Origin of the sequence: Achromobacter animicus, assembly GCF_040775605.1 — a bacterium.
In the GTDB taxonomy this organism is placed as follows: domain Bacteria; phylum Pseudomonadota; class Gammaproteobacteria; order Burkholderiales; family Burkholderiaceae_B; genus Achromobacter; species Achromobacter animicus.
Genome location: NZ_JAYGJK010000001.1, coordinates 1,245,904 through 1,268,468 on the forward strand (window position 1 = coordinate 1,245,904; position 22,565 = coordinate 1,268,468).

The window sequence follows — 22,565 nt, forward strand, 5'->3', positions numbered from 1 at the left end:
CCGCCGCAGTCAGGCGGCCGAAAGATCGGGGTAAGACTTTCGCAGGTCGCCGCTGCGCGGCAGCCAACGGCCGGCGCGCTCGCCGGTGGCCTGGCCCTTGCGGTAGGACAGGACGCCATTGACCCACACCGCCTCGATGCCCGCGGCAGTCTGCACGGGCTCAGCGAAAGTGGCGCTGTCGATAACGGTGTCGGGGTTGAACAGCACCAAGTCAGCGTGATAACCCTCGCGCACGAAGCCGCGCTCGGCCAAACCGAAGCGGGCGGCAGACAGGCCGGTCATCTTGTGCACGGCCTGGGCCAGCGGAAACAGGCCCACGTCGCGGCTGTAATGACCCAGCACGCGCGGGAAGGCGCCCCACAACCGCGGATGCGGCATGGGATCGTTCGGCAGGCCGTCTGATCCGACCATCGTGAGGCGGTGCGACAGCACGCGTCGCACGTCGTCCTCGTGCATGTTGTGATACACCGCACCGGCCGGTTGCAGCCGCTTTGCCGCCTCCAGCAAGGTCACGCCCCAGTCGGCCGCGATGGCCGCGAGCTTGCGGCGCGCCTGTTCCGGATGCGGCTCGGACCACGTGATGTCGATGTCGAATTCGTCAGTGACCTGCTTCAGATCCAGCGTCGACGAACTGGCCGAATACGGATAGCAGTCGCAACCCACGTGCTGCATGCGCCCCGCGTTCTCCAGCGCGAACAGCACCTCTTTCGTGCGGCCCCAGTTGCCGGCCCCCGCGCATTTCAGGTGCGACACCACCACCGGCACGCGCGCATGCAGGGCGATGTCGAAGGCTTCCTGCATCGCCTCCAGGATGGCGGCGAACTCCGAGCGCAGATGCGTCGTGTACAGCGCGCCGAACTCGTCCAACGCTTCGGCCAGCAGCTTGACCTCGGCCGTGTCCGCCTCGAACGCGGACGCATAGGCCAGGCCCGTGCTCAGGCCGATCGCGCCGTGCGCCAACGCATCGCGCAACTGTTCGCGCATCGCCAGCACTTCTTCCCGCGTCGCCGCCCGGTCCAGCCGGTCCATGTGATTGCTGCGCAAGGCCGTATGCCCGACCAGCGCCGCCACGTTAACCGCCGGCCGCGCGGCCTCGATCGCGCGGGTGTAGTCGGCAAAGGTGGCGTAGCGGAAGTCTTCGCGCTTGCCCAGCAGGTTCATCGGGTCGGGCGGATCGCCGCGCAGCGTCACCGGCGAGGCGCTGATGCCGCAATTGCCCACGACCACCGTCGTCACGCCCTGCGACAGCTTGGGCAGCATGTCCGGGGTGCGGATGACGTTGGTGTCGTCGTGCGTGTGGACGTCGATGAAGCCGGGCGCCAGCACCAGGTCAGTGCCGTCGATGATCTGGCGTGCCGGCGCACCGGGCAGGTCGCCGATGGCGGCAATGCGGCCATCTGCCAGCGCCACGCTGGCGCGGATTTCCGGACCGCCGGAGCCGTCCAGAATCCGGACGTTGCCTATGAGGGTGTCGTACATCGTGGTTTCCAGATCAATCGCCCAGCGGCAGGCGGTTCGGCCCGCCGCGGTGTTCGTCCAGCGCCAGCTTGATGCGGCGCAGGCGTTCGCGGTTTTCTTCCTGGTTCAGCATGGCCAGTTCGGTCGACAGCAGGTCGATGGCCAGCATCATCGCGTAGCGCGAGGCGGAGGGCTTGTAGATGAAGTCGGTTTCGTCGGTGCGGATGGGCAGCACGACGTCGGCCAGTTTCGCCAGTTCGGACGAGGCGTCCGTGATGGCGACGATGCTGGCGCGGTACTGCTTGACGATGCGCGCCGCTCCGACGATTTCAGGCGTGAGGCCCGAGGCCGACAACACCAGCACGGCGTCGCGCTCGTCCAGCGTGGCCGCCACCATGCGCAGCAGCACGGCGTCGCTGTAGACGGCGATGGGATAGCCCAGCCGCACCAGGCGCGACTGCACTTCCTGCGCCAGCACCGCGGATGCGCCGCCCATGCCGAAGACATAGATCATGCGCGCGCCGTCGACGATGGATGCGGCCGCTTCGAACAGCTGCTCGGTGAAGGCCGGCAGATGCGCGCGCAGCGTGCTCTCGATGTCGGCGTAGATGCGGGCGTAAAACGTGCTTTCTTCGGCCGGCGCGCTGGGATCCAGAAAGCGGCTGCCCACCGTGCTGGCCTGCGCCAGCTTCATCTTCAGGTCGCGCGTGTCGTCGCAGCCCACCGTGCGCGCAAAGCGCGAGATGGTGGCGATGCTGACGCCGGCCTTGGCGGCAAGCTGGTCCACCGTGGCGCTGGCGCTCCAGATGATGTCGTCCAGAATGGCGTCGGCCACCTTGCGTTCGGTCACGCTCAATGCGTCCCGCCGACTGCGTATCTGGAAGACGATGTCGCGGATGATGTTCATGTGTGATTCCTGGATCAATTCGGGCGGGCTCAGGCCGCGAGCGCGGGATCGTCGAGTCGGATGCAGGACACGTAATGGTCCGCGCTGACGCCCACGGCCGGCGGCACGGCCGCGGCACAGGCGTCGATGGCGTGCGGGCAGCGCGTGCGGAACACGCAGCCGGAAGGCGGGTTCACCGGGCTCGGGATATCGCCCTTCAGGAGGATACGCGAACGCGGGGCGCGCGGATCCGGCACGGGCGCGGCGGATAGCAGCGCGCGCGTGTAGGGATGGCGGGGGCGGGCGTAGACCTCGCTGGTCGGCCCGCGCTCCATGACGCGGCCCAGGTACATCACCACGACGTCGTCGCACAGGTAATCCACCACGGCTAGGTCATGCGCCACGAACAGCATCGTCAGGCCCAGGTCGCGTTGCAGGTCCTGCAGCAGGTTCAGCACCTGCGCCTGCACCGACACGTCCAGCGCGGATACGGGTTCATCGGCCACGATGAAGTCGGGTTCAACCGCCAGCGCGCGGGCGATGCCGATGCGCTGGCGCTGGCCGCCGGAAAATTCGTGCGGATAGCGGCGGCTGTGGTCCGCATTCAGGCCCACGCGTTCCAGCAGTTCGCCGATCCGCTCGGCGCGGCGGTTCTGCGCCAGCTTGTGCGTGTCCAGCGCCTCTCCCAGGATCTCGGCCACCGTCATGCGCGGATTCAGGCTGGCGTACGGGTCCTGGAACACGATCTGCATGCGGCGGCGCCACGGCAGCATCTGCTTTTCGTTCAGCGTGGTGATGTCCTGTCCGTCGAACACGATGCGTCCGGCAGTGGGGGCAAACAGGCGCAGCAACGCGCGGCCGGTGGTGGTCTTGCCGGAGCCGGATTCGCCGACGAGGCCGACGATGGTGTTGCGCGGCACGTCGAAGCTCACGCCGTCCACGGCGCGCACGACGGGGGCGTTGCGCGCCTGCGAGGTCGGAAAATGGACCTTCAGGTCGTCGATGCGCACCAGCGGCTCGGCGGCGCGGGGAGTCGGAATGCTCGTCATATCGGGTTCACCTTGATGCAGCGGGCGCGGTGTTCGGCCTGCACCGTCACCAGGTCGGGAACGCCCGCGCGGCAGTCGTCCGCGGCCAGCGGGCAACGCGGCGCGAACGTGCAGCCTGCCGGCAGCGACAGCACGCTGGGCACGTTGCCCGGAATGGCGCGAAGACGTTCGCCCGACGCCAGCAGCGCGGCGGTCGGCAGACAGGACAGCAGGCCGCGGGTGTAGGGATGCGTGGGCTTTTCGAACAGGTCGTAGACGCCGGCGTCTTCCACCACGCGACCGGCGTACATGACGGCCACGCGATGCGCGATCTCGGCCACCACGCCCAGGTTGTGCGTGATGAAGAGGATGCTCATGTTCATCTCGGCCTGCAGGCGGCGCAGCAGGTCCAGGATCTGCGCTTGCACCGTCACGTCCAGCGCCGTGGTGGGCTCGTCGGCGATCAGCACCGCGGGATTGCACGCCAGGGCCAGCGCAATCATCACGCGCTGGCGCATGCCGCCCGACATCTGGTGCGGGTATTCGTTTACGCGGCGGTCGGCCGCCGGAATCTCGACGCGCTCCAGCATCTCGCGGGCGCGCTTCAATGCCGCGGCGCGCGAGCCGCCTTCGTGCTGCAGCACCGCTTCGGCAATCTGGTCGCCCACGGTGTACAGCGGGTTCAGGCTGGTCATGGGCTCCTGGAAGATCATCGCGATCTCGGCGCCGCGGATGCGTTGCAGCGTGGCCGGCGTGGCGTGCGCCAGGTCGAGCTGGACGCCCTGGCGGTCGCGGAACAGGATCCTGCCGGCCTCGATGCGGCCGGCCGGTTTGGGCAAGAGGCCCATGATGGACAGGCTGGTCACGGATTTGCCGGAACCGGATTCGCCGACGATGGCCAGCGTTTCGCCGCGGGCCAGGTCAAAGGTGACGCCGTCCACCGACTTGGCGATGCCGTCGCGGCTGTGGAACCAGGTCTTCAGACCTTCCACCGACAGCACGATGTCTCGGGTGCTTGCGGTCATGTTTACAGCTCCTTGCGCAGGCGCGGATCGAGAACGTCGCGCAGGCCGTCGCCCACCAGTTGCAGCGACAGCACGGACAGCACGATGGCGATGCCGGGAAAGATCATGATCCAGTCCGCTGAGCCCATGTACTGCTGGCCGGCGTTGATCATGGTGCCCCAGGTCGGAATGTCGGGCGACACGCCCACGCCCAGGAACGACAGGCCCGCCTCGGCCAGGATCGCGTACGCGAAGATGAAGGTGCCCTGCACCAGGATGGGAGACACCAGGTTGCGCAGCACGTGGACGGTGACGATGCGCCACGTGGGCACGCCCAGCGCGCGGGCCGCTTCCACGAAGGGCAGCTCGCGGATCACCAGCGTCGAGGCCCGCACGATGCGCGCCAGGCGCGGCGTGTACACGATGCCCAGCGCGATCACCACGTTGACCAGCGACGGCCCCAGCGCGGCCACCAGCGAGATCGCCAGCAGGATGTCCGGGAACGCCATCATCGCGTCGATCAGCCGCGACACGAACTTGTCGGCGGTGCGGAAGAACCCGGCGATCAGCCCCAGCGCAATGCCCAGCACGCTGGACAGGATGACAACGGAAAAGCCGACCATCAGCGACAGCCGTCCGCCGTGGATGACGCGGCTGAACACGTCGCGGCCGAAGTCGTCGGTGCCGAACCAGTGCGCGGCGCCCGGCGCCTTCAGGCGGTTCATGATGGACAGCTTGAACGGATCGTAGGGGCTGATCCACGGCGCCAGCAGCGCGGCGGCCGCCAGCACCACGATCACGATGAGGCTGATCAGCACCGTCTTGCGCGACACCAGCAGGCGCAGGACCTGCCAGCGGTCCGAGCCGGGATTCATGGAAGTTGCAGTCGTCATGTCGATGGCTCAGTAACGCACGCGGGGGTCGACCACCAGATACAGCAGGTCGATGAACAGATTGATCAGCACATAGATGGCCGCGATGATCAGCAGCGCGCCCTGGATGACGGGGTAATCCCGCCGCAGCACGGCCGACACCACCAGGCTGCCCACGCCGGGCAGGCCGAACACGGTCTCGGTCACCACCGCGCCGCTGATGAGCAGCGCCGTGGTCAGGCCCAGCACCGTCAGGATCGGGATCAGCGCGTTGCGCACCGCGTGCTTCAGGATGACCTTGCGTTCCGGCAGGCCCTTGGCGCGCGCCGTGCGCACGTAGTCGTCGCGCAGCACGTCCAGCATGCTGGCGCGGATGAAGCGGGTAATCAGCGCAGAATTCACCAGTCCCAGCACGACCGCAGGCAGGATCAGGTGCGACAGGCGCGTGGCCAGCGAGGCGTCCGGTCCGCCATAGCCGGCCACCGGCAGCCAGCCCAGCTTCACGGAGAACACCTGCATCAGCAGCAGCCCCAGCCAGAAGCTGGGCACGCTGGACGTGAACATCGAGAACGACAGCACCGATTGGTCCAGCGTGGTGCCGCGCTTGACCGCCGACAGAATGCCGACCGGCAGCGCGATGGCGCTGGCGATCAATAGCGACATCAGCGTCAGCAGAATCGTCGGTTCGGCGCGGTCGGCCAGCGCCGACAGCACCGGCTTGTTCATGAAGATTGACTGGCCCAGGTCGCCCTGGAGCAACTTGCCCAGCCACGACACGTACTGCATCGCCACGGGCTGGTCCAGCCCCAGCTGCGCGCGCAGGGCGGCGATGTCCTGCTGGCTGGCCTGGGGGCCGAGCATCACGGCGGCCGGGTCGCCAGGCGTGAGGCGGATGATGACGAACACGATGGTCGCGACGATGAACATCACGGCCACCAGCCCGACCAGCCGATTCAAGAGATAACGCAACACGGTGAAGTCCTGGAAATCATTCTCGTGGGCGCGAGCGGATCGCGCGGTCTGCGGTGGCGGGCGGCTGCGGCCGCCCGCCGGGGCAGGGGCTTACTTGGCCGCCTTCCAGGCGTTCCAGAAGTACGGCCACGGCACCGCCTGCGTGCCTTGCAGCGATGGCGAGCGCGCGGCTTGCGCGTTGAAGTCGCCCACCTTGATGAACGGCACTTCGTCGTACACGGCCTGCTGCACGTCGGCCCAGCGCTTGACGCGCTCTTCCTGCGACCCGGCCTGGTTGAAGGCGTCCAGCACCTGATTGCGGCGCGGCGTGTCCCACCAGCCTGGCGCGTCCTTGGACGGGAAGTCGATCAGCGCGGGCTCAGGCAGGAAGGGGCTGTGGGTAATGAAGATGTCCCACACGGCGGGGTCCTGACGGCGTTGCGTCAGCGTGGCCCAATCCACGACCTGCATGTCCACCGTGAAGCCGGCGGCCTTCAGGTATTCGGCAGCGACCAGCGCCATCTTGTAATGGAACTCGTACTGCTGGCTGGTCAGAATGCGGATCTTGCGGTCCTGCACGTTGGCGCTGTCGACAAGCTTCTTGGCCGCCGCGGCGTCGCCCTTGTTGTAGACCTTGCCGCCCAGCGACGTGGCCCACGGGAAGCCTTCCGGATACAGGTCGCCGTTGAGCTTGTAGAAGTTCTTGTCGCCGAACGCGGCGAACAGCATGTCTTCTTCGTTCAGGGCCAGCTGCACCGCCTGGCGCACGGCCTGGTTCGACATGATGCCCTGCTTGGTGTTGAGCACCAGGCGAGGCCAGCCGAAGGGCTTGAGCATGACCGGATCGGAGCGGCCATTCTTCAGCTTGGGCAGCGACTCCACGGGCAGCGAGTCCACGTAGTCGAACTGGCCTGCCACCGCGCTTTCCACGCGGGTATTGGCGTTGCTGACCGGCACGAAGCGGATCTCGTCCAGGTATTGCTTGCGCGCGCCGCCGTAGCCGTTGGGCTCGCCTTCGCGCTGCTTGTAGCCGTCAAAGCGCACCAGCTGCACGTACTGGTCGGGCACGCGGGCCTTGAGCTGATAGGGGCCGGTGCCGACGAATTCGGTCAGGGACGGCGCGATCTTGCCCTTGGGCATGACGACCGCGGCGCTGTTGTTCATGGCCAGCAGCGCGGTCAGCGGCGCGTACGGCTGCTTGAGGGTGATGCGGATCGTGTTGGCGTCCGGCGCCTCGATGCCGCTGATGATCTTGGCGGCCATCTTGCCGCGCGTGGCGGTCTCGGTCCAGCGCTTTAGCGACGCCAGCACGTCCGACGAATCCATCTTCGAACCGTCATGGAACGTGATGCCCTGACGCAGCGGGATCGTATAGACCAGCCCGTCGGCCGACACTTCCGGCATCTTGTCGGCCAGCAGCGGCGTCAGGTTCCACTTGGCGTCAAAGGTGTACAGCGTCTCGAAGAAGTGCTGGGTCAGGATGCCAACCAGGTCGGCCGTGCTGGTCATCGGGTCCAGCGTCGGCGGCTCGCCGATGGTGGCGACAGAGATCGTGCCTCCCTTGACCGGCGTGGCACAGAGGGCGGGGGTCGACAAAGCGGTCAAGCCAATTGCGCCGGCCGCGAGCAGGCTCTTCAGCCCACCGCCTCGCCGGGAGGTACGGAAGTTCATGATTCTCTCTCCAGAGGAACAGAAACAGGTTGTCGCGTGAAATCGGATGCGCGCCGGTGCCCGGATGCTGCGGTCCCCTTGGGGCCTGGCGCGGTGCCGCGGGCAGGGGGACTAGAAGAAGGTTTCGGCTACGCCGGTGACGCCGTAGTGCTCATTCACCAGCAGCACCTGGCGCCACTTGTCGAACGTCAGGCAGGGATGCGAAATGTCGAAGGCGATCATGTCGCCGACCTGGATGTCGTCGCCGTCGCCCACCTGCATGAAGGCGTGCTGGTCCATCATCGCGGACAGCTTCCAGTGCGACGGCGCGGCGCCGGGCTGCACTGAGCCGGGCCGGTACAGCAGGGCGGGAGTGGGCAGGCCCGCGTCGAAGGCGGCGTCGCGCTTGCCCATCGCGATGATGGCGCGGCCGGGTTCGGGCAGCGACTGCACGTAGGCCCAGACCTGCAAGGCGGGCTGCAAGCCGGGCTCCATCTTGCGCGCCACCGGGTTCTGCGCATTGATGCGCTCGGCGGCGGTGCGGTAGATGCCCACGTCGTGCGACAGGTAGCAACCCGGACGCAGCACCACTTCCAGGGCGCCGCCGATGTCCAGTTGCGAAAATTCCTCGGCGACCACATCGAACCAGGCCGAACCGGCGCCGGAGATGATGGCCGGACCGTTCTTGCGCAGCCGGCCCGCGGCGGCCAGGCCGCGCAGCGCATCGGTGGCGCGGCGCAGAAACGCGCGGATGGCGCCTTCTTCCTGCAGTACGCCTTCGTAGACTTCGATGCCGGCCAGCGCCAGGCCGGGCCAGCGGGCGATCTCGTCGGCCACGGCCTGCAACTGTGCGTCATCGCGCACGCCGGTGCGTCCGCCGGCCGGACCCAGTTCGATCAGCACGGACAGCACCTTGCCCTCGTCGCCGAAGAACTTGCCCAGTTGCGCGGCGTTGGCGACCGAATCCACGATGCAGAAGAACGTAAAGGCGGGATCCTGCAGCAAGCGCGCAATGATGGCCATGTTTGCGCGGCCCACGAGCTGGTTGGCCATCAGCACCCGGCGCACGCCGTGCTGGTAGGCCGCCAGCACCTGCGGCGCGGTGGCCAGGGTGATGCCCCAGGCGCCGTTGTCGATCTGGCGCTTGAACAGCGCCGGGCTCATCGTCGTCTTGCCGTGCGGCGCCAGCTTGACGTGATAGGCCTCCATGAATTGCTGCATCCACTGCAGGTTGTGGCGCACGCGCGCTTCGTACAGCACGGCCACCGGCAGGCTCACGTCTTCGTTTAGCAGATTCCAGTTCAGCGCCGCCACGTCGGCGGTGGTACAGGACTCGGGAAACGCGCCCAGGCCTTTGCCGTTCACGTCCAGCGGCGCTGCGGGGGAGGAGGAGTTGGTCATGGCGGCGGTCCGGTATGGAAAATATTTACGTCAAAACTGGTTTTTTTCATTATCGTGAAAGAAATTTACAAGCGGGAGCTAGGAGTTTCCCGTAGCCCCGGCCGCGCCGACGGTGGGAAAATAGGTCCATGCTGCGCGCCCCACAGGGCGCGCCCGTGCTTCGACAAAGGAAAAGCCATGCTGAAAGTCGCCCTGGGCCAGTTCGCCGTCAGCCGCGTCTGGGAAGAAAACGCGCAGGTCTGCATCGACCTGATGGAACGCGCCCGCGCTGGCGGGGCGGGGCTGCTGGTTCTGCCCGAAGGCATCCTGGCCCGCGACATCACCGACCCGCAGATCGTGCTCAAGGCCGCGCAGCCGCTGGATGGCCCGTTCATCACGCGTCTGCTCGACGCCAGCCGCGGTTCGGACCTGGCCACGATGATGTGCGTCCACGTGCCGACGGGCGAGGGCCGCGTCTGGAACACGCTGGTCACCATCCGCGACGGCCAGATCCTGTCGCAGTACCGCAAGCTGCACCTGTACGACGCCTTCACCATGAAGGAGTCCACGAATGTCACCCCCGGCACCGACATCCCGCCGCTGCTGGACATCGCCGGGCTGCGCGTGGGCCTCATGACCTGCTACGACGTGCGCTTTCCCGAACTGGCTCGCCGGCTGGCGCTGGACGGCGCCGACCTGCTCGTGCTCCCGGCCGCCTGGGTGCGCGGTCCGCTCAAGGAAATGCACTGGGAGGTCCTGGTGACCGCGCGGGCGTTGGAAAACACCTGCTACGTCGCCGCTACTGGCGAATGCGGCGAACGCAATATCGGGTGCAGCATGGTCGTGGATCCGCTGGGGGTGGTCACGGCGCGGGCCGGCGAAGCGCCTGCGCTGGTCTTTGCGGACATTGACCCCGAACGGCTGGCCCATGCCCGCAAGGTCTTGCCCGTGCTGGCCAACCGACGGTTCGGTCCGCCCGAACTGGCGTAGGCCTGGCGTGCTGCCGCCGAGCGGGGCGGCTGGCAGGCAAGGGGGCCGAGCCGGACATGGTGTAATGCAGGCTTGAAATCCTTGCTGTATTCCTTCATCTGCTGCCAATGAGCAACGATCTCTTCGCGGCCGATCCTGCGCATCGGCCTTACGTTCCCCTGGCCGAACGCCTGCGTCCCCGCACCCTGGCCGACGTGGTCGGCCAGTCGCATCTGCTGGGACCCGACAAGCCGCTGCGCGTCGCCTTCGAATCCGGCCGTCCGCACTCCATGATCTTCTGGGGGCCACCGGGCGTGGGCAAGACCACGCTGGCGCGTCTGATGGCCGACGGCTTTGACGCGCAGTTCATCGCCATCTCGGCCGTGCTTGGCGGCGTGAAGGACATCCGCGACGCTGTGACGGTGGCGCAGATCGCGCAAGGCCAGGGCCGCCGCACGATCCTTTTCGTTGACGAGGTTCACCGCTTCAACAAGGCGCAGCAGGATGCTTTCCTGCCGTATGTCGAAAGCGGATTGTTCACGTTCATTGGCGCGACCACTGAAAACCCTTCGTTCGAAGTCAATTCGGCATTGCTGTCGCGGGCACGCGTCTACGTGCTGCAGTCGCTGACGGCCGAAGAGCTGCAGCAGCTGGTTGACCGCGCCGTGCAGGCGCTCAACGAAGGACAAGACGACGGCGCGGCGATCCGCATCGAACCCGACGCGCGCGAGCAACTGGCCGCCTGGGCCGATGGCGATGCGCGCCGGCTGATCAGCGCGGTGGAAGTCGTGGCCGAATCGGCGCAGTCCGCCGGACGCGACACGGTGGATGCGGCCTGGCTCGAAATTTCCCTGTCGCAGAATCTGCGCCGCTTCGACAAGGGTGGCGACGCCTTCTACGATCAGATCAGCGCGTTGCACAAGTCGGTCCGCGGCTCCAATCCGGACGCGGCGCTGTACTGGTTCTGCCGCATGATCGACGGCGGCGCCGATCCCAAGTACCTGTCGCGGCGCCTGGTGCGCATGGCGGTCGAAGACATCGGCCTGGCCGACCCCCGCGCCACGGACCTGGCGGTAAACGGCGCCGACATCTACGAGCGCCTCGGTTCCCCCGAAGGCGAGCTCGCGCTGGCGCAGGCCGTGGTCTACATGGCGTGTGCCGCCAAGTCCAACGCCGTCTACAACGCGTACAACCAGGCCCGCAAGTTCGCGGCGGAACACGGCAGCGCGCCGGTGCCCATCCACCTGCGCAACGCGCCGACCAAACTGATGAAACAGCTGGGCCACGGCAAGGCCTATCGCTACGCGCACGACGAGCCCCACGGCTACGCCGCGGGCGAGCAATATTTTCCTGACGGACTCAAGCCTTCCTTCTATCGGCCGACCGATCGCGGCCTGGAGGCTAAAATCCAGCAGAAGCTGGCATTCCTGCGCGAGCTGGACGCGCAGGAACGCGCCAAGAACCGGTGACGGGCAAAGTCCCGCCACCTTTTTTGCAACCTCACCGACCTCACCATGCTAGACCCGATACTGCTGCGTAAAGACCTGCAAACCGTCGTAGACCGCCTCAAGACCCGCGGCGTCGCCTTCGACACGGAACGGTTCAACGACCTGGAGTCTCGCCGCAAGGCCGTCCAGACCGAGACCGAGTCCCTGCAAGCCCGCCGCAATGCGCTGGCCAAGCAGATCGGCCAACTGAAGGCCAAGGGCGAGGACGCCAGCGCCGTCATGGCGGAATCGCAAGCCGTGCCCGAGCGCCTGAAGCAGCTCGAGGAAGAGCTGGCCGCCCTGCAGCAGCCGCTCAACGACCTGCTGATGTCGGTGCCGAACCTGCCGCACGCCAGCGTGCCGCTGGGCGAATCCGCCGACGACAACGTCGAGGTGCGCCGCTGGCTGCCTGGCGAAGCGGGCGCTGACGGCAACCCGCCTGCGCTGGCCTTCGAAGCGCGCGATCACGTGTCGCTGGGCGAACCGCTGGGCCTGGACTTCGACATGGCCGCCAAGCTGTCGGGCGCGCGCTTTTCGTTCATGCGCGGCCCCATCGCCCGCCTGCACCGCGCGCTGGCGCAGTTCATGCTGGACCTGCAAACCGGCACCCACGGCTATACCGAGTGCTACACCCCCTACATCGTCAATGCCTCGACGCTGTACGGCACGGGTCAGTTGCCCAAGTTCAAGGACGACATGTTCGCGGTCTCCAAGGGCGGCGGCGACGACGATCCCAAGGTCGACGACCAGGGCAAGCCGTATGTGCGTGAAGACCAATACCTGATCTCCACGTCGGAAATCACGCTGACCAGCGTGGCCAGCGGCGCGATCCAGGCAGCCGCCGATCTGCCGCTCAAGCTTACTGCCCACACGCCGTGCTTCCGCTCCGAAGCCGGCAGCGGCGGCCGCGACACCCGCGGCATGATCCGTCAGCACCAGTTCGACAAGGTTGAAATGGTGCAGATCACGCAGCCGGACCAGTCGTACGACGCGCTGGAAGAAATGGTCGGCCACGCCGAGCGCGTGCTGCAGTTGCTGAACCTGCCTTACCGCGTCGTGCTGCTGTGCACGGGCGACATGGGCTTTGGTTCGGCCAAGACCTATGACCTGGAAGTCTGGCTGCCGGCGCAAAACACGTGGCGCGAGATCTCTTCGGTGTCCAACTGCGAAACCTTCCAGGCCCGCCGCATGCAGGCGCGTTTCCGCAATGCCCAAGGCAAGCCGGAATACGTGCACACGCTGAACGGTTCGGGATTGGCGGTGGGGCGTGCGTTGGTCGCCGTGCTGGAAAATCACCAGCAGGCCGACGGCAGTGTGCTGATTCCGGAAGCGCTGCAGCCGTACATGGGTGGTATTTCGGTACTCAAGCCCTGATATTGCCGCACGTCCATCGGCCATATGGCTGATAAAAAGACGGAGCCTTCGGGCTCCGTTTTTTTTTATCATTGCCGACATATTCCTGTCGTTTTGGAACGCTATCGTGCTCGCGTGAGTGCTTGATTTTTGATGTGAGCAATTGTGTATTTGGCATAAAAGGGCCGGATAGTTACGGCACAATACACCGGCGTTCTACACGCTTCATTCACTTATATAACAAGGAGTTGTCCATGACTTCAAGAATGATTGGAGATTTTCGTGTGAGATGCTCTGTGGCAAAGGAAGACGAGCAGGGCTATCGGGTGCAAATATGGACCCGCCGAATTGGCGGTACCGCACCCGAAAAATGCTGGACCGTGCCGGGACAGCCGCCCTTCGCTGAATTGCACGAAGCAGAACAGGAAAGCCGTCATCTGTTTCAGGGCATCAATGGTGTGCGTTTCAACGGTGAACCGGAGTTTGCTCATGCGTCCGCATAATGGTTGGTGGCGGGCGTCCAGTGCGCCGCGCCGCTGGATTGATCTCGTTCAGGAATCGCCGCGTTGGGCCGATGAAAAGGCCAAACCGGTATTGCAACAACCGGCCTCGCTGGCCGCAAAACCCGTCCAGGCCCCCGCTGCCTGACAGGTCATCGCGCGGGGCACCGGACATTGCCCCGACGAAAAAAGGCCACTCGCAAGAGTGGCCTTTGCTTTTGCCGCCGGGCATATTCAGTGACGGTCGCGCCCATGTCCATGGCCGTGGCCGCGGTAATGGCCGTGGCGGGGTCCCGGGCCTCGCCATTCGCGGCGGTCGTAATAGCGGCCGCCACCGTAATACACCGGCCCCGGGTAAACGACGGGCGGCGCGACATAAACCGGTGCAGGACGGTAATACACCGGTGGGGGCGGTGCGACGTACACCGGCGCCGGGGCCACGTAGACGGGTGCGGGGTAGACGACGCCTGGAACGCCGATCGAGATACCAACGTCCACGCGGGCCAGGGCGACGCTGGAAATCAGCAGACCCGCGGCACCGACACCTGCAATAAGCCATTTTTTCATCTTGCACCTGCCTGCTGCGAGACGCAGCAAAGTTGAGTATTCGTTGGTGCTATTTTCGGCGGTTTGCGCAAGCTATTCGTAAGCATCCCGGCCGCAATGGCGACAATCCGCAACCGCCCCCGTTTTCAAGTGGGTGCGCCTGCTGCACTGCGGCAGCGGGCGCCCGCTCTGGCGAGTTCGCGATTGAAGTCGATTGAAATAGGATGGAATTAACTGAAGCGGAGGGCTGGTGTTACAGCTGGACACTAACTGCAGGCGTGCAGCCGTACCGGTGTTGTTGCGGCACACCAGCCGGCTAGTAGTCCGACTTGTTGTAAGGCGTCGTCTGGCGGTATTCGACCACCCATACCCAGGGATTGGCCGCCCACGCATGTGCGCCATAACGTTCGCACCACATCAGCGCGAACGCAGTCTGCAGAGGCACGCCCGGCAATAGCGCGGAACTCTGATAAAGCGACTGCGTGCCTTCGGCACGCGCGTCGGCCTCGGTCAGGTTCTGTAGCCGCTGAATGCGTACGCCCACGACGACGGCGCTGGCAAAAGGCGAGCCCGCTTCATCGGCCAGGATGATGGTTTCGCCTGATTTGCCATAGGGGCACCTGACCCAGCTCGAAGTCTTGCGCAATTCGGAAGGCTTATCCGGTGACGGTCCCATGGCCACCCATCTTCCGGAATCCGCGGCGTCCGCATACCAGACCGTGGTGAACTTGGACGGCTGCGGCTTGAGGATGCGCCGGCTTTGCACCTTGGCGCCATCCAGAATGGCTTGCTTGAGCGGTTCGCTGAATTGAAGTAACTGCCGTTTCATGTGCTAGCTGTATCCCTCGCGATGAACGCTTGCGCGCTTATTGCTGTTATGGCCGGGGCCGGCACGTGCCACCTGCTTGAGACTTGCTCAAGCTCCGCATGCGGAGTATGACGTGTCACGACTTACCTGTCAGGTAGGGCGCTTCATATGTGTTGTCTTTTTGAAAACGCCTGGGCGTTATTTGTATACTCGACCAATGACTACCGACCTCCACAATCTCAAGCCCGGTTACTACTGGTACACCATGGCCAACGACCCGCTGGCCGTCATCCATATTCATGAAGACGGCGGCGCCACGCTCATGGGCACGGACTATCGCATCGGCGCCGAAGGCGTCGCCGACATGGTCCGGCAAGGCGAACGCTTCTTCTGGATCGAGCCGCCTCAAGTCTGAGATGGCGGATCTGCTCCTCAAGAACGTCCGCACGGCACAAGGCGAGGGCGTTGACGTCCTGGTGCGCGGCGGCCGCATCCTGCGGATCGGACCGGGTCTCCATGCCGATCCCGGCGTAAACGTCGAAGACGGCGGGGGCGCCTTGCTGCTGCCCGCCCTCATCGAGGGCCACACCCATCTGGACAAGACCACCTGGGGTTCCGCCTGGTACGTGAACAAGGTCGGACCGTCCCTCACCGATCGCATCGACAACGAACGCAACTGGCGCGCCGCCACGGCACATGACGCCGCCAGCCACTCGCACGCATTGGCGCTCGCATTTCTGCGGGCGGGCACGACGCGGATCCGCACCCACGTTGACGTCGACACCGACGCCGGGTTGAAGCATCTGGAAGGCGTGCATGCCACGCGGCAGGCGCTGGCCGGCCGCGTCGAAATCCAGACAGTGGCCTTTCCGCAATCCGGTCTCTTGGCCCGTGCCGGCACGGCCGAGCTGCTGGACCAGGCACTTGCCGGCGGGGCGGACGTGCTGGGCGGACTGGACCCATCCGCCATCGACCGCGACCCCGTGAAATCCCTGGACGTGCTGTTCGGCCTGGCCGACAAGCATGGCAAACCGGTCGACATTCATCTGCACGAACCCGGCGAACTCGGCGCCTTCACGCTGGAGCTGATCCTCGACCGGGTGCAGGCGCTGGACATGAAAGGCAAGGTCGTGATCAGCCACGCGTTCTGTCTGGGCGCCCTCGACGCCGCTCGTTTGAACGGGCTGCTTCGGCGGCTGGCGTTGCTGGACGTGGCCCTGCTGACCACCGCGCCGGCATCGCGGCCGGTGCCCGCAGTGCGCGCCTGCCGCGAGGCGGCCGTGACGCTTTTTGGCGGCAACGACGGCATCCGGGACACCTGGACGCCGTACGGCAGCCCGGACATGCTGGAACGCGCCGCGCTGATCGGGCTGCGCAACGATCTGCGCCGCGACGACGAGATCGAGTGGGCGTTTGAATGCGTGACCCGCGCGGCAGCCCGCGCCTGCGGGTTTGCGGATTACGGCCTGGCCCCCGGCGCGCGTGCCGACCTGGTGTTGGCCGACGCCAGTTGCATTGCCCAAGCCGTGGTGCAGCGCACGCCCCGGCGCCTGGTGGTGTCCAGCGGCGTGGTCGTGGCGCGCAACGGCGAAGACGCCATCGCCTAGCGGGCGCGCTGCGCGGCCGCGGCGCCCAGGCCGAGTTGCGACTCGGCCAATTCCACAAACGCCCGCATCAATTCCGAACGCACGCCGGAGCGCAACCAGATCGCGCCCACCGTCCTGACCGGACAAGGTTCGGGCAGCGGCCAGCGTTTGACGTGCGCGGACGGCGTGCCCGTACTGGCCCAATCGGGCAGCAGCGCGACACCCAACCTTTCGGCGACCAGTTTGGCAATGGACTCGATGCCGTCCAGTTCAAAGCGGACGCGCGGACGCAGGCTGCGCGCGCGCAGGTAGTCGTCCGCCATCTTGCCGCCCACCACGCTGCGGTCGTAGCAGATATACGGCTCCCGGGCGATGACGGCCAAGGGGTCGTCGACCTTCATGTCGGCGGGGGTGACCAGCACCAGGGGCTCGTGCCGCAAGTCGCGCCACGCGCAGGTCTTGGGAATGGGAAACAGCGGGTGCACCAGCAGCGCGCCGTCCAGTTCGCCCGACAGCACCTTGCTGTACAGCAGCGTGGTCGGCGCCGGTTCTATGTAGATCTCGATGCCCGGATGCCGGGTCACCCACGTGCGCAGCACCGGCGGCATGATGCCGGTCAAGGCGGTGGGGGTGGCGCCCAGCCGCAAGGGGCCGGCCGGCAGGTCCGTGTCCGACGCGGCCGAGCGCAGGTCACGCACGTCGCGCAGGATGGCGCGCGCGCGTTCCAGGATGCGAACGCCGGCGGGCGTGGGTTTGACCGTGCGGCCCGAGCGCGCAATCAGTGCGCTGCCCACGTCCGCCTCCAGCGCACGCAACCGCTGCTGCACCGTGGCCGGTGTCAGCCCCTGATGCCGGGCGGCCTGGGCGATGGAGCCGAGTTCCACCACATGCACATAGGTCTGTAGAAAGCGCGAATCCAAAGCCGAGCGCCCTTTTCAGAAAATGGTTTTTCCATATTCTAAAGATGCGTGAAGATAATTGTTGTTTTCTTTGGTCCGGAGAAGAATACGTCCAGGCGATCAGGCAGCGCGCGGCGCGCCGATCGGTCCAGTCGATTTCACTGCTTTCAAGGAGCCACCCGTGCCCATCATTGAATCCATAGACGTATGCGCCGCGGCGGTGCCTCTGGATAAGGTCACCTCGTTTTCCAACCGCACCGTGTCCACCCGCCACTACGGCCTGGTCAAGGTGCGCTCCACCGATGGCGTGGAGGGCATCGGCTTCTGCTACGTCGGCAGCGCCGGCGGCGCGATCTTCGAGGCCGCCGTCCAGAGCCTCTTGGGCCCCGTGCTGCTCGGCAAGGATTCGCACGCGGTCGAAGGGTTGTGGCAATCCATGTATCAGGAAGCGCTGCTGCAAGGCCGCCAAGGCACGGTGATGCGCGCGTTGAGCGCGCTGGACATCGCACTGTGGGACCTGAACGCCAAGACCGCGGGCCTGCCCCTGCACAAGTTCCTGGGCGCGGTCGAACTGGAATCCGTGCCGGCCTACGCCAGCGGCGGCTACTACCTCGATGGCAAGACCCCGCAGCATCTCGGCGAGGAAATGGCCAGCTACGTGGCCAAGGGGTTTGGCGCCGTCAAGATGAAGACCGGCCGCCTGTCGCCGCGCGAGGAAGAAGCGCGCCTGAAGGCCGCGCGCGAAGCCGTGGGTCCGGACGTCGAGCTGATGATGGACTGCAACAACGCCTGGCAGGACGTGACGCAGGCCATGCAATACATCCGCCGCTTCGAACAATACGAGCCGTACTTCATCGAAGAACCGTTCAGTCCGGATGACATCGACAGCCACGCCAAGTTGGCGCGCCTGACGCATCTACCGATAGCCACCGCCGAGATCGGCTACGGCCGCTGGTATCACAAGGAACTGCTGGACAAGGGCGCGGCGGGCATCCTGCAGACGGATGCGGCGGTTTGCGGCGGCATCACCGAATGGAAGCGTATCGCCGCCACCGCAGCCAGCTACGGCGTGGTCGTGTGCCCGCACTGGTTCCACGACGTGCATGCGCCGCTGGTCGCGGCCACGCCCAATGCGCGCTATGTCGAATTCTTCTGGGACGATCAGGTCCTGAATTTCCGCAAGCTGGTCGACCGCCAACTGACCCACAAGCAGGGCCGCGTGATTCTGCATCAGGAGCCGGGTCTGGGGTTCGGCTTTGACGAGCGCATGGTCGAACGCTTCGGCAAGTGGACGCGCGTCGCCCGTTAGGCCCGTCTTCCATTAGGCCCGTCTTCCATCAGGCTCGTCGACCGGCGCCGCGCAAAGGTTGCATGCCGTGCACATGCGGCAGCGGCGCCGGTTCATGCAGGCGTAGTACCCGAAGGTCCGCATCCAGGCCGCGTCAGACGGCCGGATGCAACAGCGGCAGGCAGTTCCACATAACCAGTTGCCGGCCGTCGGACCGGCGCGCGAGGAGACAACGATGCAACGTAGGCAATTCATGACCAGCGCCGCGGCGCTGGGGGCGGCCCTTGTGCTGCCGTCGGCGGCGCGGGCGCAGGACATGCCCTCCGGGCCGGTGAAGATCGTGGTGGGGTTTCCCGCGGGCGGCGGCACGGACGTGCTGGCCCGGCTGCTGGGGCAGAAGCTCGGCGTGCTGTGGAATATGCCCGTCATCGTCGAAAACCGCGCGGGTGCGGCGGGCATCATTGCGGCCGAGCAGGTCGCCCGCCAGCCCGGCGACGGCAACACGCTGCTGATGGCGCACGTGAACAGCCATGGCATCGCGCCCGGCCTGCAGCCCAAGCTGGCGTATTCGGTGGACAAGGACTTCACGCCCATCGCGCTGGTCGGCAAGACGCCCACCATTTTGATCGGCGGCGCCAGCCAGCCGGCCAAGACGTTGCCCGAACTCGTCCAGCTATGCCGCGCGCAGCCCGGCAAGATCGTGTTCGGATCTGCGGGCAGCGGATCCGCGCAGCATCTGGCGCTGGAAATCTTCAAGGCGCGCGCCGGCATCGACGTGCTGCACGTGCCGTACAAGGGATCGGCGCCGCTGATGAACGACCTGCTGGGCGGCCACGTGCAATATTGCTTCGAGGGAATGACCACCGCCACGCCGCTGATCCAGTCCGGCAAGGTCATCGCGCTGGCCCAGACGCTGCAGAAGCGTTCCAAGAGCCAGCCCAATGTGCCGACGGTGGCCGAGCAGGGCTATCCGGGATTCGAGGCCAGCATCTGGTTCGGTATGGTCGGCCCGGGCGGTATGCCTGCCGCCATGGTCCAGCGCATGAACCGCGACATCGACCAGGTGCTGGCGATGCCGGACGTGCAGGAGAAACTGGCGCAGGTGGGCGCGGAAGACGGCGGCGGGGGCGTGCAGCGCTTTGCCGAATTCATGAAGAGCGAACAGCAGAAGTACGCGAAGACAATCCAGGACGCGAAGATCGTGGCGGAGGGGTAGCGCTTACCGCGCCTCAGGATCCACCCAGCCCGCCGTCGCCGAGATCGAGCGGGCTTTTTCGCTGAGCAGGCGCGCGGTTTCGGATTCCAGGTCGTCGTCCACCGCGCCGACCGGTCCCATCAGTGTGATGGCGGCCTTCATTTCGCCCAGCATGTCGAAGATGGGCGCGGACAACGACGTGAAATGCGGCAGCAGCGCGTGGCGGCAGCGGCTGATGTGGTGCTTCTGCACTTCGTCGCGAATGGCCTGCACGTCCGCCATCGTGTAGGCATTGCCGGCGGTGCCGCCGTGGCTTTCGGGCACGGATGAGGCCAGCTCCTGTTCCAGCAGCTCGCGGGTCAGCGCATCGGGCAGGTGCGCCAGGAAATTTCGGCCCAGCGCGGACGACAGCAGCGGCATCACCGTGCCCACGCGCAATTCGAGCAGCGGCCGGCTGCGGCTGCCTTCGACGCGGTAGACAATCGTGGGGCCCTTGTTGCCCCACACGCCCAGGAACACCGTGTGACCCGTGGCCGCGGCCACCTCGGCCATGATCGGGCGCGCCGTCGTGAACACGTCGAATTGCTCCAGCGCGGCCAGCCCCAGCCGCAACGCATACGGACCCAGGCCGTAGTGGCCGGTGTCGGCGTGCTGCTGCACCACGCCCACTTTCTGGAAGCTCACCAGGTAATAGTGGACGTTGGGCACCGTCAGCGCACAGGCGTCAGCGATTTCCTTGAGCGGCATCGGGCGGCCGGTCTTGCGGATGACGTCCAGGATCCGGAACCCCACCTCGATCGACTGGATGCCCCTGCGCGCCGTGGCCGGCGCCTGTTCCGAATTCTTTTCAATCTTGCCGGCGGGCCTTGCCATTGCTGCCTCCACAGTGTGCGTGGCGGCAGTGTAGCAGCGGCCTTTTCCCCGCTTTTCCAGTCCGCGCCGGGTTTCCCCTAGCTTTTTGCCGTCCGGGCTTAGCTTTGATAATAGTTAATGCGTACAGCACTATCAATCTAAAACGACAGGGGAAAGCAAGCATGGAAGCAAATGTCGCAATGCCCAGGCTCGACGCCGGGCCGACGCTGAGCCGCAAGGAAGAACGTCAGGTCGTGGTCGCCTCGACGCTGGGCACGCTGTTCGAGTGGTATGACTTTTTCATCTACGGAACGCTGGCTGTCTTCATGAGCCAGGTCCTCTTTCCGCAGGACAACCCCACCGTCGCGCTCTTGGCCGCCCTGGGCGCACTGGCCGTGGGCTTCATCATCCGGCCGCTGGGCGCGGTGATGTTCGGCTACCTGGGCGACAAGCTGGGCCGCAAATACACCTTCCTGATCACCGTCGTCATGATGGGCGGCGCCACCGTGCTGATCGGCTGCCTGCCGACCTATGAAACGGCGGGCCACCTGTCCTGGATCCTGCTGCTGACGCTGCGGGTCGTGCAGGGCCTGGCGGTGGGCGGCGAATACGGCGGCGCGGTGATCTACGTTGCCGAACACTGCGAACCGCGGCGCCGGGGGCTCCTGACCGGATGGATCCAGATCACCTCGTCGGCCGGCCTGATCCTGTCGCTGGTCGTCATCCTGCTCGTCCAGGCCTCGATGAGCGCCGAGGACTTCCGCCAGTGGGGCTGGCGTCTGCCGTTCATTCTGTCGATCGTGATGCTGGCCATTTCGATCTACGTGCGCGCCAAGCTGCACGAATCGCCCGTCTTCACGCGCATGAAGCAGCAGAACCGCCTGTCGAAGAACCCGGTCAAGGAAACGTTTGGCCAATGGCCCAGCCTGCGCCTCGTGCTGCTGGCGCTGATCGGCGTCACCGCCGGCCAGGGCGCCACCTATTTCACCGGGCAGTTCTACGTGATGATCTTCCTGCAGCAGGCCGTGCAGCTTGATCAGACCACTGTCTACCGGCTGATCCTGATCGGCTTCATCATCGGCGCGCCGACCTTTGTGCTGTTCGGCTGGCTGTCGGATAAGGTGGGCCGCAAGTGGATCATGATGGCCGGCCTGTTCATCGGCGCCGTGGGTTACCACGCGATGTTCAACGTGCTGCTCAATGCCGGCAATCCGGCGCTGGCGCAGGCCATGCAGACCACGCCGGTCCGCGTGCATGCCGACACCAGCGGCGGCGCGTGCGACTTCGGATTGCAGGCCGCCATGATCGGCAGCCATGCCGACCACAAGAAGGTGTGCGTGCAGGCCAAGAAATTCCTGGTCGGCAAGGGCATCAACTTTGAATATGCCGCGCCGATCCCGGGGCAGGAAATTGCGATGAGCGTGGGCGGCGCCACCGTCAACGGCTTTGACCGCGCGGCCTACGCCAAGGCGCTGACGGCGGCCGGCTATCCGGAGAAGGCGGATCCCGCGCGCATCGACCGCGCCACGATCATCCTGATCCTGGTGCTGATGACGGCCGTCGTCGCGATGGTCTATGGCCCGGTCGCGTCCTATCTGGTTGAATTGTTCCCGGCGCGCATCCGCTACACGGCGCTGTCGTTCCCGTATCACATCGGCGCGGGCATTTTTGGCGGTATCGTGCCCTTTACCGCCACGTACCTGGCGCAGGCCAGCGGCAATATCTTCGGCGGCCTGATGTACCCGGTGGCGGTGATGGTGGTCGTGGGCGTCATCGGCAGCCTGCTGCTGCCCAACACGCGTGCGAAGGCCATCGACGAAGATCCGGCCCACTGACAACAACGAGACAAAAAG

Annotated in this window: 21 protein-coding genes; 9 read left to right on the forward strand and 12 right to left on the reverse strand. The window is 65.9% G+C overall.

The window, feature by feature from the left end; genetic code table 11:
* Nucleotides 1–9 precede the first annotated feature (9 nt).
* The 8 genes from AB3147_RS05580 to AB3147_RS05615 all read right to left on the reverse strand — a co-directional run bounded on the left by AB3147_RS05580 (nucleotide 10) and on the right by AB3147_RS05615 (nucleotide 9,250).
* Nucleotides 10–1,479 carry an N-acyl-D-amino-acid deacylase family protein gene (locus AB3147_RS05580; protein WP_218344886.1) on the reverse strand — a complete coding sequence of 490 codons (1,470 nt, stop codon included), beginning with the start codon at nucleotides 1,477–1,479 and terminating at the stop codon, nucleotides 10–12.
* 13 nt (nucleotides 1,480–1,492) lie between these two features.
* Nucleotides 1,493–2,365: a MurR/RpiR family transcriptional regulator gene (locus AB3147_RS05585; protein WP_175123132.1), complete on the reverse strand. Its 873-nt coding sequence runs from the start codon at nucleotides 2,363–2,365 to the stop codon at nucleotides 1,493–1,495.
* Between the two features lie 29 nt (nucleotides 2,366–2,394).
* Nucleotides 2,395–3,393: an ABC transporter ATP-binding protein gene (locus tag AB3147_RS05590; RefSeq protein WP_175184148.1), complete on the reverse strand. Its 999-nt coding sequence runs from the start codon at nucleotides 3,391–3,393 to the stop codon at nucleotides 2,395–2,397.
* Nucleotides 3,390–4,397 carry an ABC transporter ATP-binding protein gene (locus AB3147_RS05595; RefSeq protein WP_367351535.1) on the reverse strand — a complete coding sequence of 336 codons (1,008 nt, stop codon included), beginning with the start codon at nucleotides 4,395–4,397 and terminating at the stop codon, nucleotides 3,390–3,392. The genes AB3147_RS05590 and AB3147_RS05595 overlap by 4 nt, the downstream gene beginning before the upstream one ends.
* Nucleotides 4,398–4,399: 2 nt before the next feature.
* Nucleotides 4,400–5,269, reverse strand: coding sequence for an ABC transporter permease (locus AB3147_RS05600; protein WP_056568629.1), 870 nt, complete (start codon nucleotides 5,267–5,269; stop codon nucleotides 4,400–4,402).
* Between the two features lie 9 nt (nucleotides 5,270–5,278).
* On the reverse strand, nucleotides 5,279–6,220 hold the full coding sequence (locus tag AB3147_RS05605; RefSeq protein WP_218344884.1) for an ABC transporter permease: 942 nt from the start codon (nucleotides 6,218–6,220) through the stop codon (nucleotides 5,279–5,281).
* Between the two features lie 90 nt (nucleotides 6,221–6,310).
* On the reverse strand, nucleotides 6,311–7,870 hold the full coding sequence (locus AB3147_RS05610; protein ID WP_218344883.1) for an ABC transporter substrate-binding protein: 1,560 nt from the start codon (nucleotides 7,868–7,870) through the stop codon (nucleotides 6,311–6,313).
* A gap of 111 nt (nucleotides 7,871–7,981) precedes the next feature.
* A complete protein-coding gene (locus tag AB3147_RS05615; protein WP_367351536.1) occupies nucleotides 7,982–9,250 on the reverse strand; it encodes an amino acid deaminase in 1,269 nt (422 codons plus the stop codon).
* A gap of 177 nt (nucleotides 9,251–9,427) precedes the next feature.
* Between AB3147_RS05615 and AB3147_RS05620 the strand changes: the two genes are divergently transcribed.
* The 4 genes from AB3147_RS05620 to AB3147_RS05635 all read left to right on the forward strand — a co-directional run bounded on the left by AB3147_RS05620 (nucleotide 9,428) and on the right by AB3147_RS05635 (nucleotide 13,541).
* Nucleotides 9,428–10,219: a deaminated glutathione amidase gene (locus tag AB3147_RS05620; protein ID WP_218344882.1), complete on the forward strand. Its 792-nt coding sequence runs from the start codon at nucleotides 9,428–9,430 to the stop codon at nucleotides 10,217–10,219.
* 107 nt (nucleotides 10,220–10,326) lie between these two features.
* Complete coding sequence (locus AB3147_RS05625) at nucleotides 10,327–11,667, forward strand: replication-associated recombination protein A (RefSeq protein ID WP_056568621.1); 1,341 nt, start codon at nucleotides 10,327–10,329, stop codon at nucleotides 11,665–11,667.
* A gap of 45 nt (nucleotides 11,668–11,712) precedes the next feature.
* Nucleotides 11,713–13,059 carry a serine--tRNA ligase gene (gene serS, locus AB3147_RS05630; RefSeq protein WP_175137226.1) on the forward strand — a complete coding sequence of 449 codons (1,347 nt, stop codon included), beginning with the start codon at nucleotides 11,713–11,715 and terminating at the stop codon, nucleotides 13,057–13,059.
* Between the two features lie 233 nt (nucleotides 13,060–13,292).
* Complete coding sequence (locus AB3147_RS05635; RefSeq protein ID WP_175123125.1) at nucleotides 13,293–13,541, forward strand: hypothetical protein; 249 nt, start codon at nucleotides 13,293–13,295, stop codon at nucleotides 13,539–13,541.
* 231 nt (nucleotides 13,542–13,772) lie between these two features.
* On the opposite strand, the gene AB3147_RS05640 is transcribed toward AB3147_RS05635, so the two are convergent.
* The gene (locus tag AB3147_RS05640; RefSeq protein ID WP_218344881.1) at nucleotides 13,773–14,105 is read right to left on the reverse strand and encodes a virulence factor; all 333 of its coding nucleotides are present in this window, start codon (nucleotides 14,103–14,105) and stop codon (nucleotides 13,773–13,775) included.
* Nucleotides 14,106–14,400: 295 nt separating this feature from the next.
* Nucleotides 14,401–14,913, reverse strand: a complete 513-nt coding sequence (locus tag AB3147_RS05645) for an ASCH domain-containing protein (RefSeq protein WP_175123123.1) — start codon at nucleotides 14,911–14,913, stop codon at nucleotides 14,401–14,403.
* Nucleotides 14,914–15,109: 196 nt separating this feature from the next.
* Between AB3147_RS05645 and AB3147_RS05650 the strand changes: the two genes are divergently transcribed.
* Both AB3147_RS05650 and AB3147_RS05655 read left to right on the forward strand, forming a co-directional pair.
* Nucleotides 15,110–15,307, forward strand: a complete 198-nt coding sequence (locus tag AB3147_RS05650; protein WP_056568607.1) for a hypothetical protein — start codon at nucleotides 15,110–15,112, stop codon at nucleotides 15,305–15,307.
* Between the two features lies 1 nt (nucleotide 15,308).
* A complete protein-coding gene (locus tag AB3147_RS05655) occupies nucleotides 15,309–16,499 on the forward strand; it encodes an amidohydrolase family protein (protein ID WP_367351537.1) in 1,191 nt (396 codons plus the stop codon).
* Here AB3147_RS05655 and AB3147_RS05660 read toward each other — a convergent pair.
* Nucleotides 16,496–17,398, reverse strand: coding sequence for a LysR family transcriptional regulator (locus AB3147_RS05660; RefSeq protein ID WP_367351538.1), 903 nt, complete (start codon nucleotides 17,396–17,398; stop codon nucleotides 16,496–16,498). The genes AB3147_RS05655 and AB3147_RS05660 overlap by 4 nt on opposite strands.
* A gap of 160 nt (nucleotides 17,399–17,558) precedes the next feature.
* Here AB3147_RS05660 and AB3147_RS05665 point away from each other — a divergent pair, with 160 nt between their 5' ends.
* Together AB3147_RS05665 and AB3147_RS05670 are read left to right on the forward strand one after the other, a co-directional pair.
* The gene (locus AB3147_RS05665; protein ID WP_105237620.1) at nucleotides 17,559–18,686 is read left to right on the forward strand and encodes a mandelate racemase/muconate lactonizing enzyme family protein; all 1,128 of its coding nucleotides are present in this window, start codon (nucleotides 17,559–17,561) and stop codon (nucleotides 18,684–18,686) included.
* Between the two features lie 214 nt (nucleotides 18,687–18,900).
* Nucleotides 18,901–19,881 carry a Bug family tripartite tricarboxylate transporter substrate binding protein gene (locus AB3147_RS05670; protein ID WP_175137231.1) on the forward strand — a complete coding sequence of 327 codons (981 nt, stop codon included), beginning with the start codon at nucleotides 18,901–18,903 and terminating at the stop codon, nucleotides 19,879–19,881.
* A 3-nt stretch (nucleotides 19,882–19,884) separates the two neighbouring features.
* On the opposite strand, the gene AB3147_RS05675 is transcribed toward AB3147_RS05670, so the two are convergent.
* On the reverse strand, nucleotides 19,885–20,733 hold the full coding sequence (locus AB3147_RS05675) for an IclR family transcriptional regulator (protein WP_218344878.1): 849 nt from the start codon (nucleotides 20,731–20,733) through the stop codon (nucleotides 19,885–19,887).
* Nucleotides 20,734–20,894: 161 nt separating this feature from the next.
* Here AB3147_RS05675 and AB3147_RS05680 point away from each other — a divergent pair, with 161 nt between their 5' ends.
* A complete protein-coding gene (locus AB3147_RS05680) occupies nucleotides 20,895–22,547 on the forward strand; it encodes an MFS transporter (protein ID WP_191577666.1) in 1,653 nt (550 codons plus the stop codon).
* Nucleotides 22,548–22,565: the final 18 nt, after the last annotated feature.

Coding starts and splice junctions, on each gene's coding strand:
- serS (WP_175137226.1), top strand. CDS start 11,713: ATGCTAGACCCGATACTGCTGCGTAAAGACCTGCAAACCGTCGTAGAC.
- AB3147_RS05610 (WP_218344883.1), bottom strand. CDS start 7,870: ATGAACTTCCGTACCTCCCGGCGAGGCGGTGGGCTGAAGAGCCTGCTC.
- AB3147_RS05670 (WP_175137231.1), top strand. CDS start 18,901: ATGCAACGTAGGCAATTCATGACCAGCGCCGCGGCGCTGGGGGCGGCC.
- AB3147_RS05675 (WP_218344878.1), bottom strand. CDS start 20,733: ATGGCAAGGCCCGCCGGCAAGATTGAAAAGAATTCGGAACAGGCGCCG.
- AB3147_RS05590 (WP_175184148.1), bottom strand. CDS start 3,393: ATGACGAGCATTCCGACTCCCCGCGCCGCCGAGCCGCTGGTGCGCATC.
- AB3147_RS05620 (WP_218344882.1), top strand. CDS start 9,428: ATGCTGAAAGTCGCCCTGGGCCAGTTCGCCGTCAGCCGCGTCTGGGAA.
- AB3147_RS05585 (WP_175123132.1), bottom strand. CDS start 2,365: ATGAACATCATCCGCGACATCGTCTTCCAGATACGCAGTCGGCGGGAC.
- AB3147_RS05650 (WP_056568607.1), top strand. CDS start 15,110: ATGACTACCGACCTCCACAATCTCAAGCCCGGTTACTACTGGTACACC.
- AB3147_RS05615 (WP_367351536.1), bottom strand. CDS start 9,250: ATGACCAACTCCTCCTCCCCCGCAGCGCCGCTGGACGTGAACGGCAAA.
- AB3147_RS05655 (WP_367351537.1), top strand. CDS start 15,309: ATGGCGGATCTGCTCCTCAAGAACGTCCGCACGGCACAAGGCGAGGGC.
- AB3147_RS05625 (WP_056568621.1), top strand. CDS start 10,327: ATGAGCAACGATCTCTTCGCGGCCGATCCTGCGCATCGGCCTTACGTT.
- AB3147_RS05635 (WP_175123125.1), top strand. CDS start 13,293: ATGACTTCAAGAATGATTGGAGATTTTCGTGTGAGATGCTCTGTGGCA.
- AB3147_RS05595 (WP_367351535.1), bottom strand. CDS start 4,397: ATGACCGCAAGCACCCGAGACATCGTGCTGTCGGTGGAAGGTCTGAAG.
- AB3147_RS05640 (WP_218344881.1), bottom strand. CDS start 14,105: ATGAAAAAATGGCTTATTGCAGGTGTCGGTGCCGCGGGTCTGCTGATT.
- AB3147_RS05645 (WP_175123123.1), bottom strand. CDS start 14,913: ATGAAACGGCAGTTACTTCAATTCAGCGAACCGCTCAAGCAAGCCATT.
- AB3147_RS05680 (WP_191577666.1), top strand. CDS start 20,895: ATGGAAGCAAATGTCGCAATGCCCAGGCTCGACGCCGGGCCGACGCTG.
- AB3147_RS05600 (WP_056568629.1), bottom strand. CDS start 5,269: ATGACGACTGCAACTTCCATGAATCCCGGCTCGGACCGCTGGCAGGTC.
- AB3147_RS05580 (WP_218344886.1), bottom strand. CDS start 1,479: ATGTACGACACCCTCATAGGCAACGTCCGGATTCTGGACGGCTCCGGC.